Here is a 19151-nt window from a genome sequence, read left to right on the forward strand (position 1 = left end):
ATTTTATTTTTTATTTAAAATTTATATATCAATTCTATATTATTTTGAAAATTTTATCAAGTTATTATTTAAAAAAATATTATTTGATTTTATTTCATTTGTATGCTAAAATTACTTACTTATCATAGCTGAGTCTAGATTTTTTGGACTCTAAAGCTAACATTAACAATAAACAGAAGCATTTCAATTAAAAAGATATATTAATATATAACACTTTTTGTAAAATAATTAGACCAGTAATTTAATATATAAAATTTTCACAAGAAATCTGTAAAATATTTTAATCCATTTGAATTAAGTTAAACAAACAAAAATTATATTTACATTTTATCCATAAAAAATAAATATAATTTAAAGTAGAATGGAGAGATTTATATGTGGAAAAATAAGAAGAAATTTTTATTCTTACTAGCTTTCAGTTCCCTGCTATTGGCACAAAATAGCCCGGATACCATGCCTAGTACTGATAAATTACAATCTAGCATGACAGAAAATATCAGCTCTAATATAACAAATAAAAAAAACTATGATATTATTGAAAAAGCGCTGAGGAGCAGAAACAAAGAACTAAAAGACCTCTACGCACAATCTGACTACATTGTAAAACCTGAGTACCTAGAATGGCAGGTTTTCTTTTCAGGTTTTTATGAAAAAGCACACAGAGGAGGGAAAGCGACAGAAAAGGCTTTTCAGCCTGATTCTCCCGCAAAACCTCCGCAGTTGGAACCTGAACCCAAAAGAGACATTATCACAAGTATAGAAAAATCATATAAGGATACTTCTGTAGTTTATAAAAACTCAGTAGCTACCACTGAAAATGTACCATACTCAATATACCTCGAACCATTAAAAAATGTAGTTTTCCCAGAAATAAACATCGGGAATTTTACTCCGGTATCTGTTGATTTAGTTACACCTATAATACCCGAAACTATAAATGTGAATGTATCTGCTTCACCATCTGTTATATCAGTAGGTACACCGCAGTTAAATAAGTTTGTCATTTTAGTGCCGCATACACCACAAATACAGGCACCAGTAGTAAATGACATACCCATTGTAAAAAAACCAGTAACACCTCAAGTACCAACTGTATCAGCAAATGAATTTAGCCCCGTTACATTTAATATAACTCCTCCGGCTTTATCAAGTCCGCCGGTTTTCAATATAAAACTAGGTTCTTTCTGTAATAATATGACTGGCTGTGAAGACAGAGGAATAAACGGAGGACCGTTCAGCGGAACTGCCGTATCTTTTGGAAGTAACGGAACTAATTATAATATAGCCTTAGGAAGTACGGGAAATTTAGGCGGCGGAGCATTAACAGACGGAAGTCCGGCTATCCGTTATTCTTGGAGTACAACAGCACCATTTAATTCTACTTTATTAAAAGTATATTTTGATTATGGAACTATGTCTAATAACCCAGGCGGCACAGCTACTTTAACAGCAAATTTGACTATCAATTCCATTAATACATTAACAACAGCACAAAAAAATAGCGAAAGTACTGCCGGCAGATCATGGAATGCCCAAAGCTTTTTAGTAGGCGGATCAAGAATAGCTACTATTGACAATGTCTTCAACGCTACTCTTGTTAATAACGGGACTATGAACCTAGTGGGCCCTCTTGTAGTAGGTTTTGAAATACAAACTGATACTAACTACAACACAAATCAGGGAAAAAGAGAAATGATAAACAGAAAAACAATAACGGATGCGGGAGAAGCTACTTCGACAGCACTAAATGCCGCTCTTCCAATTGGTTCAAGTGTAAATCTAAATCTTCCTGCCTATGCAGGCGGCGGGTCAATTACTGTAACAAGAAGTGCCGGCGGATTTACAGGATATAAAATAGGACTTATACTAACTTTTGAAAATCTTGATAATAATCCAACTAATAGTTATGTATTAACAAATGAAGCCACAGGACTCATAGATTTTAAAGGGGAAAAATCAATAGGAATACAAATATACGCTCCCGGTTCAGAAAATGTTCCTATAAAAGTCACTAATCAAGGAACTATAAATATAGGCGGAATAGAAAGCTACGGATTAAAACTGTCATCAAGGGCAAATTCCACAGGTATGGTATTTAGCAATACCGGTACTATAAATGTGTCAGGAAACAACGGAACCGGAAATTCACGTTCATCGGGAATGGCAGTAATAGAAGACAGCACCCTCACTGGAAACAGCTCTATCAGAGCGTATACAGGCGTAGTTACAAACAGCGGAACTATAAATGTGTCAGGCGGATATGGAAATTCAGGAATGATTCTTAAAGTAGCTGCTGCTGATAACATTACCAATGCCGGAACCATAAATGTAAGCGGGGCTTCTAATATAGGGATGAGAGTAGATTACGGAGCTGTAAATGCCGGAACTGCCGGAAGTCCTACTGCACAGAATAATAATGCAATAAACGTAAATAATAACGGAAACCTCGGAATTATAGCCAACGGAAGCGGCAGCACTACTAACAGAGCTACTGGAATTAACGGAGCAGCCGGAATAATAAAAGTGCTAGGGAACGGTTCGGCAGGTCTATTTGGTATCAACGGCGGAAGAGTAACAAATGCAGCATCAGGACAGGTATTAGTATCAGGTACTTCTTCTCTGGGTATGGTAGTCGTTGACAGCACTTCTACCGGGACAAATTCCGGTATAATAAATGTCACAGGAAACAGCTCGGCAGGGGTATATAACGTAGGAAATTTCAATATGAACGGCGGAACTATCACTGCTAATACTCCAAGCAGTGTCGGTGTATATTCTAAGTCTTCCTCTACTACAAGCATAACAGGAGGAACTATTACTGTAAGCAACGGTTCAACAGCACTAAGTGCCGAAAACAGCACTATAAGTATGTCAGGACCTGTAGTAAATGTAAATAACGGCGGTTTGTTTTTCTATAAAAACGGAACCGGCGCAGTATCAGGAACCGGAACTGTTAACGTAAATAACAACGGAACAGCTTTTTATATAACAGGCGGTAATACTCCGACTTTATCAACTTTGGTAACTTCAGGAAATCTAACATTAAATATGGCAGCCGGATCTACTCTTGTTGGTTGGGATCAGCCTGTGGGAACTTTGAGCCTGAATGCTCTAACAACTGTACTTGGTACACCTTCAATAGCCAATACTACAGTAAATGATTTGAGCGGAGCTACTTACAGATACTTTATAATTAATAAAGCCAATGTTTTGGTAGATAAAAACGTAACACTTGCCGGAACAGGAAATCAGTATTTCCCAAGAATCAGTTTTGTATCATCATCGGTTCAGATAGGAAACGGCTATACTGTAAGCGGTACAGGGAATAACCAGATTGCAATGGCTCAGAGAAACTATACAGGAAGTGCAGGATTAGGAGCAATAATCTTATCTAACAACGGGACTATAAATTTAAGCGGAACTGACTCTACAGGAATTGCAGGAGATTTCGCTACAATAAATAATACTGGAATTATCACTACTTCTGGAAACAGATCAACAGGAATATTTGCTGCAAACGGTTCTCAGGTAACTAATACCGGAACTATAAATGTAAATACTGCCGGAAGCAATAATTCAGGAGTGGGAATATACGGTACAAATAATTTTGACAGCACAGCAGTATCATATGGAACAGGAAAAGTTAATATAATAAACGCAGGAACTATAAAATATGCCGGAAACAGTAACTCTTCCGGAGTAGGAATATACACAGACAACAATAATCTTTTAACAGATTCAACTGTAACACTAAATACAGGATCAAACATAGATATGTCAGGATCAAATACCGGAGTCGGAGTCTTTACTGACAATTCTGTTATTAATATAAACGGCGGAACTATCAATGCCGGTGGAACAACTGGTATTTATGCAATAGGAGGAAGTCAGATAAATGCTTCTGCAGGAACTATACAAATTGGTGCAGGCGGTGTAGGAGTGTATCTTGCAGGAAACAGCCAGTATAATGAAACAGGTTCTCAAATGACTAAATTCGTTATTACAGGTGACGGAGCTTCATTATTCAGTGTGGAGGCAGGATCAACATTCAATCTTAGTCCTGCAAATATTGACAATACTACAAGTATGGTTACTATCCCGTATAAATTCATTATGGGAAGCGTAGGTAACATAGCTTATACTTCTAATTCGACTATAAATGCCGGAACTGTGGAAAATGCCACTATGTTTGGAGTAAGCGGCGGGGTTCTTTTGCTGGACACGTCTTCAAACCTTGTATCAGCTGGTGATAATACCATAGGAGTGGGAGTAAGCAGCCCTAAAAATGCATCAGTGTCTTACATAAGCGGGCCGTATGAAGTAACAAATAACGGAAAAATAACTTTAAGCGGAGATAAATCAACAGGAATATATGCAAAAGCCGGATCAAAAGCATTAAATGCCGGAACAGCCGGTAACTTAATCAGTGTCGGGGATAATTCTGCCGGAATGTACGCAGAAGGTGCTGACTCAATAGTTCAGAATGACGGAAATATAGTAATAGGTGAAAGTTCGGCAGCATTGTATTCTTCTGCTTTCAAAAGTACATTGACAGAAGCCGGAATAATAAACAACGGAAGCATAACATCTCAGGAAATAACACCGGGAGTTTTCTCAAATAATGCAACAGGGATATATATAACAGAAAATAGCGAAGGTTATCAAAAAAACGGAACTATTACTTTTCAGGGTGAAGGGTCTACAGGAATTTTTAATGAAGGAAATTTCAATATGTCAGGCGGTACTGTTACACTACAGTCTCTTGGAGGAATAGCAGTATATTCAAAGGGTCAGGGAGCAAATACTGAAATATCAGGCGGTATCATTGAGGCTCAGAATGGTTCTGTTGCCTTGTATGCTGATAATTCCACAATAAAAGTATCAGGCGGAACATTTAATATTGGAAATGAAGGACTCCTTATGTATAGTTATCCATCAGCAGGAACAGGTCCTTCAGGTCAGCTAAATATAAGCAATGCACCTACTGCTACAATAAACAACGGAGGAATGGCATTCTACGTAGAAGGTGAAACACTGGCAGGAATATCAGGAATACTAAATAACCTAGTAAATCCAGCTAGTACAGGTACACTGTCTTTAGATATGAAAAACGGTTCCAGTGTACTTAGATGGAATAAACCTGTGACTACTCTTGTTTTATCAGGTATTCCTTCTGTAGGAATAATAAACGGAATTGATTATACTACACTTACAACTCCTGGAACAGATTACAAAGAGTATTCTATCAACCTTGGAGATCTTGTAATAGATAAGAATATAACTTTAAAATTTCTTGGAAATGCATATAACGGTGTAGAAATGTCAAGATCTAAGGTAACTCTGGCAGCAGGTTATACAATAACTGATTCATTGGACGGACAGGCAGCAATAGCCCAGACTAATTACAAAAGAACAACACCTTCATCAGGGGATATAAACGATATAGTAATTACAAATAACGGGACTATAAATCTATCAGGAAAAATGGCTACAGGAATGGCTGTTGACTATGGTTTGATAAATAATAACGCATCAGGAATATTAAACCTTACAGGGGATAATTCTGCAGGAATACTGGCAGCAAATGGCTCAGTAGTTACTAATGCCGGGACTGTAACAGTGTCAGGAAAAGAATCAGTGGGTATATATGCCAGAAACTACTTTGACGGGACTGCAGCTACAAGTGCGGCAACCCTTGGTTATGGTAATAATTCAATAAATATAATTAATAATGGTCGAGTGGAAATTCTGTCATCAGCAGCTTTAAATTCCGAAGTATACGGTATTTATCTTGATAATTCAGTTGTACCCGCAAATATGTCTGCTCTGACTTTAGGTACGAACTCACAGATTATAATTGGAGACAGCAATCCTGCTTCCACAAATAAAAATACAGGAATTTCATTAATAAACTCTACTCTCACAGATAACGGCGGAAGAATAGAAGTGGGAATAAACGGAATAGGAATATATGCAAAAGACAGTATTTTAAACGGTATGGGCGGTGTAAGAAGTATTAGCCAGAATTCCGTAGGATATTATTTTGGAGGAGTTATCGACTCTGCTCTGCAATTTGGAAGCATAGAAGTTAACGGCAATGATCTCGCAGTATATAAACTTGAAGATTTCACAGCGCCTGGAATAAACACATTTGATACAGGAAATATAGAGTTAACAAGTACAGACGGCGGAACATTCATAGTAGGAATTATAGGAGAAAACAGAAGTCTCATTCTGGATAATGAAATTACTATAAGAAAAGCTTTGAACGGCACATTAAAAGGAACTGTAATAAGTGCGAACTCAGCATCTCTGCTATTAGATTCTAATTCTCAGATAACATCTGAAGAAAACAGCATAATTGGCGCCGCTTCAAATGGACAATACACAGGAGGAAGCTGGGCTGACCCGCTTAATCCAAACTATGAACTGGTTTTCAAAGGCAAAATAAATCTAAAAAATGACTCTGTAGGTATTTATACAGAAGAAGGTTCAAGAGCATTAAATGATACCGGCGGAGAAATAAAAATAGGAGAATCCTCTATAGGTATGTATTCTACTGATCAAACTACAGCAAGTGCGGTTTTGAACAAAGGGACAATCTTATTAAACGGTTCCGGATCATCTGGTCTGAGATCAGGCGGAACATCTACGGCGACAAATACAGGAACAATAGAATCTCTGCAGGATATCTCAGGAAATTATTATGAGAATGTTCAGGGAATAGTGGCAGCAAATGGTTCCAATGCAGTAAACAGCGGAACTATCACTCTGAACGGCAACAGTTCAGTAGGTATGTACAATAATAACGGAAACGCTTCTATGACAGCAGGAAATATAACAGTAAGCGGAAGTCAGAGTGTGGGTGTATACAGTAAAGATTCATCTTCTGTGACACTTATAAGCGGCGGTACCATAGAGGCTATAGGCGGAAACAGCGGCTCGGCAGCAGCCCTTTATGCAGAAAATTCTACAATAGGAATAGATAACGGAACATTATTAAAAGCAAGCAATAACGGAATTTTATTCTATACATCATATACAGGAACAACTCCTACAGGATCCTTTAATCTGGTATCTGGAACTGCACAGGCAGAGATAGGAGCAAACGGAATAGGATTTTATCAAAAAGGTGACAGTTCCGATTCAGGACTTCAAACATTCCTAAATACAATATTAACAGGAAGCGGAACTTTAAATATAAAACTTACTGACCAAAGTTCAAAATTATTTGTAATCGAATCAACAGGAGGAGTAACAAATCTAAGCAGTATTGCACCGGGATCCCTTGGTATGCTGTCAGGAACAAGAGTTACCGTAGATCCGTCATCAGTATTAGGATATAGTATTTTCCTTATAAATAAAGGAGAATTAAATATTGACCAAAATGTGGATCTGGATAATATATATGACGCATACAATACTTCGGAATTCATTTCTTCTAAGGTGACTTTAGCTTCCGGAGTAACAATGACAGGAACTGCAAATAATGAAACTGGAATAGTGCAGAAAAATTTCATTGGTGGTTCCAGATCAGATATTACTCTTGATAATAACGGAGGAACTATCATATTATCAGGGACTGAATCAGTAGGAATGGCAGCAGACTATGGAGAAATAACAAATTCAGGTACAATAGAAATTTCAGGTTCTGGTTCAATAGCAATTTTAGGAGCAAATGGTTCCAGAATAGAGAATACAGGAATAATAAACGTAAATTCTTCAGGTGTAGGAATCTTCGGAGCAAATTTATTAAATTCATCTACACCGCTTTACGGCGATAAAAAGATAGAAATAGAAAATGACGGTTTAATAACAATAAATTCTACAGCAGGAAGAGCTTACGGAATATATGCCGGTAATCTGGATTCTACAGTATTAATGACAGATTCAACAGTTCTGCTTGGAAGTAATTCAGTAATTGATATGTCTAACAGTACTAACGGAGTAGGAGTATTCGCCGAAAGATCTGCAGTGACTGTAAACGGTGAAATAAAAGTCGGTGAAAGCGGAATGGGACTATACACTGACAACAGCAAAGTAGATGTAAATTCACTGACTCTGGATTTAAACGGTAATAACAGCGTAGGTTTATACATGACAGGAAATGAAGATTTGACAGTAAACGGAAATGTAGATGTAAATATAACAGGAGAAAACGCTACAATATTCTATTTTAATTCCACAGGACTTATAAACGGATTGGGAGAAAATTTAAGAATACTAAGCACAGCTCCCGGTTCATCATTTAGTCTGGGAATGCTGCAAGCGGCTCAGTTTAACTTTATTAATTCATTTAATAATGTAATAGAATTGGGGAACACTAATGTAACAGGAATAACAGGACAAAATTCTGTGATCAGATTTGGAACAAATGTCACTGTTAACGGAAACGGCAACGGTCAGACTGCAATAATGGCAAACGGACAGTCAACAGTTTCTTTCATAGCAGGCTACACTAATTATGAAATAGTAAACGAAGGAAACATAAATTTACAAAACAGTTCCACAGGAATTTACACTAGAAACGGAGCAAGAGTATATAATTCAGGTACTATAAATACAGGTGACAGCTCTGTTGGAATCAACGTAAAAGATGCAGGTTCCAGAATAGAAAATACAGGAAATATCACTGTGGGAGAATCTTCAGATGCACTGTATCTGAAAGACGGAGACAATGTAGTTAACTATGGAAATCTAAACGGAATAAAAGATGACATAATAGGAATACACACTGACAGTATAACAGGAAGTATAGACAATTATGGAAACATAACTCTTTTAGGAGATCAGTCAGTAGGAATTTATACCAAAGGAGACGGGGCTCAGGTTATTAACAACTATGGCACTATAACAGTAGGCGATTCTTCCAGCATCCTGAATTCCAGCACTGGAATCTACTACAGTAACTCTACTCCGGGAATTATAAATTCAAATAATATAATAGCAGGAAATAGATCAGTAGGAATTTACAATACAGGAAGTACTGTAAACCAAAACGGACTTCTGCAAATAGGAAACGAATCAATCGGTGTATACCTTGAGGGCAATACTGCCACATTTAGTGCAGGAAGCACTCTTGAGATAGGAAACAGATCTGTGGGAGTTTATTCAAAACAGTATGCTGCTGTGAATGTAAATTCAGGAAATGATATACAGATAGGTGATAATTCATTCGGGTTTGCCTTTAAAGACGGAGGAATATTTAATAATACGTCTGCAGCTGCGAAAGTAGTAATGGGTGATAGTTCTACATATGTTTATGCAGAAGGGGCAAGCAGCATAACTAACAGTTCCAATGTATTAATGAACGGAAGCGCCAGCAACGGATTTGTCATATTAGGAGGAAATCTGGTAAACAGCGGTAATATAAGCGGTAATAGCGGAACAGGAAACGCAGGAGTATATATAGAAAACGGAACAGTTCAGAATAACGGAAATATTACTCTGGGTGATTCACTGATAATTTTGAATCCAGATGGAACAGTTAATAAAACGGCAAGTAATTACGCTGTGGGAATCTACGGAATTAACTCACAAATTTCCAATAATGCCGGAGCTGGTATAACAGTGGGGAAAAATGGTGTCGGAATATACTCGGAAAGTTCTGAGACAAACGCCTTTAACCAACCTACAGTTACAAATAACGGAACTATAAAATCAACTTCAAGCGGTGCCTTTGGAATGTATGTAATTAATTCAAACACTATAAACAACGGACTGATAGAATTATCAGGTGATAATTCTACAGGAATAGCAGTACAAAACTCAAGAGTTACCAACAACGGAACGATCATTATGAGAGGTAATAACTCTGCGGGAATTCACGCATTAACAGGTTCAGTAATAGATAATAAAGGAAGCATACAAATATACGGTGCTAACAGTTCAGGAATAATAACAGCACCGGGAACAGTTATTTTAAACAGCGGAAGCATCTTTATTGATTCACTGGTCAGCGGTACATCTGATGAAATTAAAGCAAGTACAACTACATCCGCTTATGTGAGACCAATACTAAGAACTTCGGGATTGGTAATTGTAAATGATAATTTCAAATTAGACGGTCTTGATCTTATCATAGCTCCGGATCCTACTACATTACAGCTTGGAACAGCAATAGGGCCCGACAATGAAGAACATGACTTTATAGTTTATACTTCAAAAGATCCATACTTACAGGCAAACAGCCTTACAGTGGCAGATCCGATTATAGTAGCTCCTACTTACACTAAAGGAACTGCTGCAAATACATATAAAATAGAAAATGTAATTTTGACAACAAGCGGGTCAGTATCAACTGTTTCAGGATCATTATTGATGAAAAGCGGATCTTTGACTTGGGATATTACTCCAGTGCAGAATTCAAAAGGCGGATATGATATTTACGCCCAGAGAAAAGACTATACTACATTCACAGATGGTCTATGGTATGCAGGATTCGGAAAAACACTTGAAGATAATTATCTGACTTCAAACGGAAAAGACGAAAAAGGCGAAATTTATGATAAAATTGATCAAATAACAAATGAAGAAGCCTTTAGAAACAATATATCCAGCTTGGCAGGCGATGTTTATGCCAATATAAACCAAAGAGAAAAAACAATAGCGGATATATTCGGCAGTTCATTAGACCTGCTGCAGAATTCAGATAATAATACAAAAGAAAATGTAAAAATAAATGTAATTGTAGGAAAAGGTACAGTAAAAGAAAATACAAGCGGCGTTCTTGACTACGATTATGAAACAGCAGGAGTGTTAGCTCTCAGAGAAGTGGAAAGAACATACAAACACACATTCGGATATTCATTAGGGTATGCTCACACAAGTTTTGAGTTCAATGACGGAAACGACAGTGAAGAATGGGTAGATACAATTCAGCTGGGTGTGCACAATAAATATAAATCAGGAGACTGGATATTAAGAAACGACCTTCTTGGAAGAGTAAGCAATCATAACATTGACAGAAATATAGACTGGGATGTATCAGGAAGATCAGAAATGAACGGAAACTTCCAGACTTACAGTATTACATCAAATAATCTTTTCGGAAAAGAGTTTGGTATAACTAAAAACAGTAATATAACTCCTTATGCCGGTTTGGAAATAATGTATGTAATAAGACCGACATTTGAAGAGGACGGACTGGAAAGATTAAAAGTAGACGGAAGTGACGCATGGAGTGTAAAACCAAAAGCAGGAATAAAGCTTGACGGTTCTATACCTTTAGGAACTAAGTCAGCATGGAAACTAAAAGGCGTATTGGATTTAGCATATGAATATGAATTAGCAGATCTAAACGAAAGAGAAAAAGCAAGATTAGTAGCAGTAGAAGACGGATACCACGACCTTGCAAAACCGCAGGATGAAGACGGAACACTGAAAACAAGAGCAGAGATAGGAACAGAGCTGGATAACAGATACGGATTTTTCTTAACAGGAGAATACTCAGCAGGAAGCCATAATCAGGAAGATTTCAGAGTCGGTGTATCTTTAAAAGCAATGTTTTAGTCAATACAATTAAAAATATTACTGAGTCAGGTCTATCAGACCTGACTTTTATTATATTCAAATAAACTTTGAATATATCTGATACATATAAATATCCCCGTGTATTACAAAATCAAACAAATAATTTCAAAATATAATTACTGAACAGCAGTGCAGCATAAAATTTTATATTTGGATTAAAAAAAGAGAGAAATTATAGAAAATATTTTATTTCTATACAATTCCTCCCTGTTTCTATATTCCATACCCTATTTAAAGTCTATAATTTTCGGATTCTCGCATTTTATTCCTATCTTTAGTATTTCGAGTACCGTAAGAGCTTCCTCGTCGGATACGAGCTTTTTTTGCTTATTTATGATTGCTTCATAAAGACTGTCATATATCTTCCCGTAATCTCCCGGAATAACCGGCATAATCTCTTTTCTCATTCTTCCGCCGTTATCAATATATGCAAACTGCCCGTAATTTTCCTCCGGCTCTTCACCAAAGCCTTTTTCCCATGGCATAGTTCCAGCTTTCAGATATTCCTCCTGCTTATCAATGCCATATTTAATAAAACTTCCATTTTTACCCTGTATAATAAATTTCGGATATTCCATCAATACCAGATGGCTTGATTTTACTATTACTTTCAGATTTTCATAAAACAACTCTATATGATAATAATCATCAGGTTTTGTCTTATCTCTCAGGCTTCTTATATCATAATATATTTTTTTCGGCTTGCCGAATATTGATATTATCTGATCAATTGCATGTGAACCAAGCCCCCAGAATACACCGTCTATCGGAGTCCCGGGTTTCAGCACCTCGTCAGGTCTGAATCTGTCAAAATGCGATTCGATCTCTACTATTTCACCCAGATTCTTATTAGCCAGTGCATCTTTGAATAATAAAAAGTCTGAATCAAATCTCCTGTTCTGATAAGGCATTATAACCAGTCCCTTTTCCTTTGCCAGATTAAACAGCTCCTCAGCTTCTTCTGTTGTGGCAGTAAAAGGTTTCTCCACAAGAACATTCTTCCCAGCTTCAAGACATTTTTTAGCATACTCATAATGTGTCTGAAGGGGGGAACATACAGAAACCAGTAATATTTCCTTATTATCCAGAATATCCTGAAGATTGTCAGTAAATTTTATATTATAATCCTTATAATTTTCCTCCAGTCCAGGTTTTCTCTTTCTGTTATATATAGCTGCCACCTCGATATTATCCCGTCTCAAAATATAAGGAAGATGGTATCTTGTTGTACTTTTTCCAAATCCTATAAATGCCGTTTTTAATTTCATAAGTCTGCCTCCCGATAAATTTTATATTACCATTATTTATATATTACATCATTTTTTCTGATTACACAACTATATCAGTCCTGTTAATTACATAAAATAATAATAAACAAAAAAATATTCCAAGCTCTTCGGCAGGAATATTTTTCCATGAATCATTATTAAATTGTAAAGTCTATCTCAAATTTTTCGCCTTCCTCTAAATAGTCAGCAAGCTGTCCCATATCTTTTGAAATTCCTTTTAAATATGGAAGATTAGTAATTTTTCTAATGAATTTATCATTAATCTTCTGCCAAGCCTGAAAAATTGAATCCATTTCTGCTATTCCTTTTTTAGTAATTTTGGTATACGACTTTTTCCCTTCTTTTTCTCTCTCCACAAGCCCTTTTTCTGTAAGTTTGTCTACAAATCTGGTTACTGTGGAAGGAGCAATTGCTAACTTATCTGCTATTTCACTAACTGATAATCCATCTCTTTGTTCATCCAAGAGTATCATCAGGTACCCGTGCGTCGGGCAAATCTCTAGATCTGAGAATGCATCTTCAGCGTACTTATTTGCTATTCTAAATAATCTAGAAATAGTGAAATATAGACAGTCGTCAAATTTTGATTCTTTTCTACATTTACTCATTATTTCTCACTTCCTTCACTTACCTGTATCTACAACTATATATCTTTTTTATACATTTGTCAAGATTTTAATTTAATTTCTTTATTTTCTTTTATTTTATAAGGTAACTTATCATCTTACAATTTTCCGTCTTATTAATTATTTAACTCTTTTTATATAAAATTGAAATACTAATTTTATTATTATATATACAGGTATTGCTATAAAAGCTCCGATTATTCCAAATAAGGATCCGCCGATCAGAATAACCAGCAGTGTTGTAATCGGGTGAATATTCACAGACTTACTTGTCAGCCATGGCTTCACGATATTTGCTTCAATCCCCTGAAGTACCGTTATAATTATCAAAATGCTTATAAACAGATTCAGTGACTTCGTCGCAGCATATATCAATACCGGAATTATACTTATAAAAGGTCCGATAAACGGTATCAGATTTCCCATTCCTATTATTATTGAGAATAACTGCACATAATCCACCTTTAAAAAATATAATACGACACTTGACAGTGTCCCAATTATAAAACAGTCAAGTAAAGTTACTTTTATATACTTTCCTACTGCATCGTCAATATCTTTCAGAAGCGGCAGTATATATTTTCTTTTGTTTCTGATGAGGGTTTTTCTCAATCCGATTTTTATACTGTCATAACTGAATAAAAGCATAACTGTGAAAATAGGTGTCATAAACATAAAACTGAATAATCCTGAAAATAACGCTATACTGGAATTTATCAGATTCATTGAATTAGAAAATAAATATTCTCTTACCTTCCCTACTACAGATTTCAGGTCAATTTTCGTACCGTCAAGGAAATCATTTATTTCCCTCTGGATTTGTTCCTGATTATTGACAAAATAACTTATCAGCCCGTTAAACTGCTTTATTACCAACGGAAGTATCGAAACTATTATATATAACAAAAACAAAATAAAAACACTCAGAACTATAATAATTGAGAATTTCTTATTAATTTTCAGTTTTTTTGAAAGTATATCTATAAACGGCATAAGACAATAAACTATTATGAATGATGAAATAAAAGGTATCAAAGCACCGATCACTATATTTACAGGCTTTCGTACATATTCATAATTTTGAAAAAATAAATATAGCGACAGCAGTACCAATACCAGTATCACTAATATCTGTCTTATTTCTCTGTATTTTCTCATTTTATACCCCTGACTTATTATTTTTATAATATTCATATATTACTTTTATTACAAGATATACCGGAATTGCTATTAAAGCACCGATTATCCCGAAAAGGCTTCCCCCTATAAGCAGCACCAAAAGGGTAGTAAGCTCATGTATTTCCACTGTTTTACTTGTTATGTACGGCACAAGAAATACTGATTCCAATGTCTGTATAAATACTATCGCCAGTAAAACTCCGATAAATATATTAAATGACTGAAGCAAGGCAAATAAACATGCCGGTATTGCACCTATTACAGGCCCTACATAAGGAACAAGGTTTGTTATCCCTATTATAACTGAAAATAAAAGGGCAAATTTTAGTCCTAATAATGAAAAAATAATATATACTAATGTTCCCACTACAAAACAGTCTATCAGCTTTCCCTTTACATATTTTCCCAATACCACATCTATGTTACGCATTATTACTATAACATCTCTTCTGTCAGCTTCCAGAACACGAAATTTCAGCTTCATTTTCAGACTCCGGTAATCTTTCATAAGTAAAAATAAAAATATAGGTGTCATAAAAATTATACTGAAAAAAGCTTTTATAAGTGAAATCCCGGAATTCAGCAGACTGAATATATATCTGAAAAACCACTCTTTCAGCTTATTTATCACTTCTGATACATCTATACTGGAATGCTCTATATACTTAGAGGCTTTCAGCTGTATTTCGCTCTGATGGTTTATTATAAAGTTTATCATGCTGTTAAACTGGCTTACCACTTCCGGCACAATTGCCAGAACCATAGCAATAAAAATAAGCATAACTACAAAATAAACTATCAGAAAAGCACTCAGTCTTTTAAGATTCAGTTTTTTTTCCAGAAATTCCACTGCCGGCTCAAGAACATAAGTAATAACAAAAGCAAGAATAAACGGTATCAAAGCGCTTAGTATCACATTTAAAAACGGTACAAAATACGGCAGAACCTTTATCATAAGAAATAAACATATCAAACATAAGACAAGTGTAATAAGCTTATCTTTTGCCTTTTCAATATCCATTAAAAATTCCTTTCACTCTTCTTATTAAAGATAAATTCAATAGGTGATCCTTCAAAACCAAAATATTCCCTGAATTTATTTTCCAGATATCTTTTATATGAAAAATGTACAAGCTCAGGATCATTAGCAAAGAATACAAATCTCGGCGGTGCTGTTCCTATCTGCGTCACATAATTTATTTTTACTGCTCTTCCTTTTCTTGTCGGCACAGGATTAACTGCAATCATTTCACCAAGTACCTGATTTAGCACTCCTGTTGATATCTTTTTGTTATATTCTTCAAATACGTCATTTATCTGATCCAGAACAGGCATAACTCTTTGTCCGGTCAAAGCCGACATTGTAATTACCGGTGCATAGCTCAAAAACGGAAGCTCTGCTTTTACCAGCTCTGTAAACTGCTTTACAGTTGTATTGTCTTTTTCTATAAGATCCCATTTATTTATGGCTATTATCAAAGGTTTTTTCTCATCATATATCAGACCGGCCACTCTTTTATCCTGCTCTGTTACAAGCTCAGTAGAATCCAGCATAAGGATACATACATTCGCTCTGCTGATTGCTTTTATTGCTCTCAGCACACTGTAATATTCTACAGCATCGTCTATTTTTGATTTTCTTCTGATTCCTGCTGTATCTATTATTCTGTATTTTCTATTTTTATATTTGAAGTCAGAATCAATAGAATCTCTTGTTGTTCCTGCGATCTCACTAACGATACTTCTTTCCTTATTTAATATCTTATTTACAAGAGATGATTTTCCGGCATTAGGTCTCCCGAGAACAGCTATACTCAGTACCTCTTCCTCCTGAACAGTATTTACTTTATCGAATTTCCCCACTACTGCATCAAGAAGATCTCCGAGATTGACTTTATGCTCCCCGGAAATACCTATCACTTCTTCAAATCCAAGACCAAAAAATTCATAAATTCTTTCCTGATTTTTTATATAATCATCTATTTTGTTCACGGCTACTATGACTTTCTTATCTTTCTTTCTCAAAACAGAGGCCACTTCCTCATCCAGACCAGTTATTCCGTATTTCCCGTCTACAAGAAAGATAACTACATCTGCCTCGTCTATAGCTACCTGAGCCTGATCTTTTATTTTGCTCATAATAAAATCCTGAGTCTTAGGCTCCAGACCTCCTGTATCTACCAGAGTAAAATCTTTTCCTGACCATTCCACATCTCTATATAATCTGTCCCTTGTAACTCCGGGCTCATCTTTTACTATCGATAATCTTTCACCTATAAGCTTGTTAAAAAGCGTTGACTTTCCTACATTAGGTCTCCCGACTATTGCAACTATTGGTTTCATAATCTTCTCCTTTTTTTCCTGTTATGTAATTATATCATATTATTTAGTTTTCTGGGCTAGTTTTTTATATTTTCGTTTATAATTTCTTACAGTTTTTAATTTTATTCCGGCATATAAAAATTCAGCACAACAAACAGCTGTTTCACTGCACAGAATCACCCTTTTCATACTTCTATTTTGTTCTCTCTTTATACTCCTCACCCCATACAGTCATTACGTCAAGAACCGGTTTCAGGCTGTATCCTGTTTCTGTCAAAGTATATTCTACCTTAGGCGGTACTTCTGCATATACTTTTCTTGCAACCAGACCATTTGTTTCCATTGTACGCAGATTTGAAGTCAGTACCTTCTGCGATACACCATTAATCCCTTTTTTCAATTCTCCAAAACGCTTTGTTCCATCCATTAAATCACGTAAAATCAATACTTTCCATTTATCTCCGATTAATTGCAGTGTTGCCTCAACGGGACATGCAGGTAATTCTTTTTTCATTTTCATTCCTCCAAAAGTCTTTATTTATCATAATAGTTTCTTAATGGTAACTATAGCACAAAAAAGTGCTTACTTTACAATTTATCCATACTATTATAATATATCACTATAGATAAAAAATCAAATAAATATTCAGGAGGATAAATTATGAAAATAGCAATCATCGGAGCAAATGGAAAAGCAGGAAGACTATTAGCAGAAGAAGCTTTGGAAAGAGGACACGACGTAACGGCTGTAGCACGTGACAGCAGCAAGATCAACAGTAAAAAAGTCAAAATTATGGAAAAAGATTTATTTAGTCTTACATATGATGATCTAAAAGATAACGATTGTTCTGGTATACTAAAGTTGAAACAGCAAGTGATAGTTTGATAAAATTAAATTATTAAAGGAGCTGTTTAAAAATGACTAAAAAAATAAAATATGATCAGGAATTAAAAAATCATATCATAAGGCTACACTTAGAAGAGGGCAGAACAATAAAGAGTTTAACAGAAGAATATAAACTGGGAAAAGGTACCATAAGATACTGGCTACATCATAGAAGCAAAGAATGCCAAACAAATATTGAAATAAAAAATGAAAATGATTCATATAGAAAAATTATGAAATTACAAAAAGAATTAGCTGAAGTAAAAAAGGAGAATGATTTCCTAAAAAAAGCAGCGGCATTCTTTGCAAAGGAACTAGACTAGAACAGTATATATTTATCAAACTAAACTCTTTAAAATATGGTCTTAGATGGTTACTTAGAAAATTCGCTATATCATCTAATGCTTACTACAATTACTTAAAACATAGAAAAAAAGATTACGAATCAAGAAAACTTAATATTTTAAAAAGAATAGAAGAGATTTACCATCAGAATCATGGAAATCCAGGCTATAGAATGATGCATGACTATTTAAATTTAGAAGGAATTCTCGTTTCAAGGTCGACTGTGTACAGATATATGAAAGAATTAGGAATTAAAGCAATTATTAACAAAAGGAAACCGTTGTATATGAAGAGAAAAGCTCATAAAATATTTGAAAATATAATTAATAGAAATTTTAATGTAGATCAGCCTAATAAACTATGGTGTACTGATTTTACATATTTGCCTATGTCTAATGGAAAAATGAGATATAATTGTACAATTATTGATTTATATAACAGAGAAGTTATTGCTACTCTTAACAGTAACCGTATATCTGCAGAATTAGCTGTAGAGACTTTAAAGATAGCTATGAAAAGAAGGAAGAATTTTAAAAATGTAATTCTTCATAGTGATCGGGGCAGTCAGTACACTTCAAAGGAATTTATAAATTTTTGCTGTAAAAATGATATTAAACAAAGTATGAGTCGTGGTGGATGTCCATATGACAATGCAGTTATCGAAAGATTTTTCAATACATTTAAAAATGAATTTTTTAATTTATATTCATTTAATGACTGTGGAATATTGGAGGGAGTGTGCAAGAAAGTCTGTAAATTAAATCTGATATAATAAAAGATTTGTTTTTCATATATTGATTTATCTATTAAAATATACCTCATAAAAATTAGCATGTCAAGATTGCATCCCTTAAAGGATGCTTTTTTAAAACACCTTTAAATTGGCAGTCTTCCTTCTGTAGTGCTATAGTAAAGTAGGAACACCAAAATCTAAACAATGATATAATAAAAAAAGAAAGAGGTGTTTTGAAA

The 19151-nt window shown here is 35.0% G+C and carries 10 protein-coding genes; 4 read left to right on the plus strand and 6 right to left on the minus strand.

Going from position 1 to position 19151, the window contains the following annotated elements; all coding sequences use genetic code 11:
• Window positions 1–375: 375 nt before the first annotated feature.
• On the plus strand, window positions 376–11511 hold the full coding sequence (locus tag NK213_RS12115; RefSeq protein WP_253349506.1) for a hypothetical protein: 11136 nt from the start codon (window positions 376–378) through the stop codon (window positions 11509–11511).
• Window positions 11512–11759: 248 nt separating this feature from the next.
• Here NK213_RS12115 and NK213_RS12120 read toward each other — a convergent pair whose 3' ends face one another.
• From NK213_RS12120 to NK213_RS12145, 6 genes are all read right to left on the minus strand, one after another.
• Window positions 11760–12800: an oxidoreductase gene (locus tag NK213_RS12120; RefSeq protein WP_253349508.1), complete on the minus strand. Its 1041-nt coding sequence runs from the start codon at window positions 12798–12800 to the stop codon at window positions 11760–11762.
• A gap of 158 nt (window positions 12801–12958) precedes the next feature.
• Window positions 12959–13429: a MarR family winged helix-turn-helix transcriptional regulator gene (locus NK213_RS12125; RefSeq protein ID WP_253349510.1), complete on the minus strand. Its 471-nt coding sequence runs from the start codon at window positions 13427–13429 to the stop codon at window positions 12959–12961.
• 138 nt (window positions 13430–13567) lie between these two features.
• Entirely contained in the window at window positions 13568–14605 is a 1038-nt protein-coding gene (locus NK213_RS12130) for an AI-2E family transporter (RefSeq protein WP_253349512.1), read from the minus strand.
• Between the two features lies 1 nt (window position 14606).
• Window positions 14607–15647: an AI-2E family transporter gene (locus NK213_RS12135; protein ID WP_253349514.1), complete on the minus strand. Its 1041-nt coding sequence runs from the start codon at window positions 15645–15647 to the stop codon at window positions 14607–14609.
• Complete coding sequence (gene der / locus NK213_RS12140; RefSeq protein ID WP_253349516.1) at window positions 15647–16969, minus strand: ribosome biogenesis GTPase Der; 1323 nt, start codon at window positions 16967–16969, stop codon at window positions 15647–15649. Before der ends, NK213_RS12135 begins: the two co-directional genes overlap by 1 nt.
• A gap of 172 nt (window positions 16970–17141) precedes the next feature.
• On the minus strand, window positions 17142–17462 hold the full coding sequence (locus NK213_RS12145) for a winged helix-turn-helix transcriptional regulator (protein ID WP_371926422.1): 321 nt from the start codon (window positions 17460–17462) through the stop codon (window positions 17142–17144).
• A gap of 147 nt (window positions 17463–17609) precedes the next feature.
• Between NK213_RS12145 and NK213_RS12150 the strand changes: the two genes are divergently transcribed.
• Genes NK213_RS12150 through NK213_RS12160 form a run of 3 tightly spaced genes read left to right on the plus strand, consistent with a single transcriptional unit; the run spans window position 17610 to window position 18951 of the window.
• Window positions 17610–17834 (plus strand): NAD(P)H-binding protein, encoded by a 225-nt coding sequence (locus NK213_RS12150; protein WP_253349521.1) that lies wholly within the window; start codon window positions 17610–17612, stop codon window positions 17832–17834.
• A gap of 32 nt (window positions 17835–17866) precedes the next feature.
• Window positions 17867–18157 carry a transposase gene (locus tag NK213_RS12155; protein WP_253349523.1) on the plus strand — a complete coding sequence of 97 codons (291 nt, stop codon included), beginning with the start codon at window positions 17867–17869 and terminating at the stop codon, window positions 18155–18157.
• Between the two features lie 14 nt (window positions 18158–18171).
• Complete coding sequence (locus NK213_RS12160; protein WP_253349525.1) at window positions 18172–18951, plus strand: IS3 family transposase; 780 nt, start codon at window positions 18172–18174, stop codon at window positions 18949–18951.
• Window positions 18952–19151: the final 200 nt, after the last annotated feature.

This window comes from Sebaldella sp. S0638 (assembly GCF_024158605.1).
Lineage (GTDB): Bacteria > Fusobacteriota > Fusobacteriia > Fusobacteriales > Leptotrichiaceae > Sebaldella.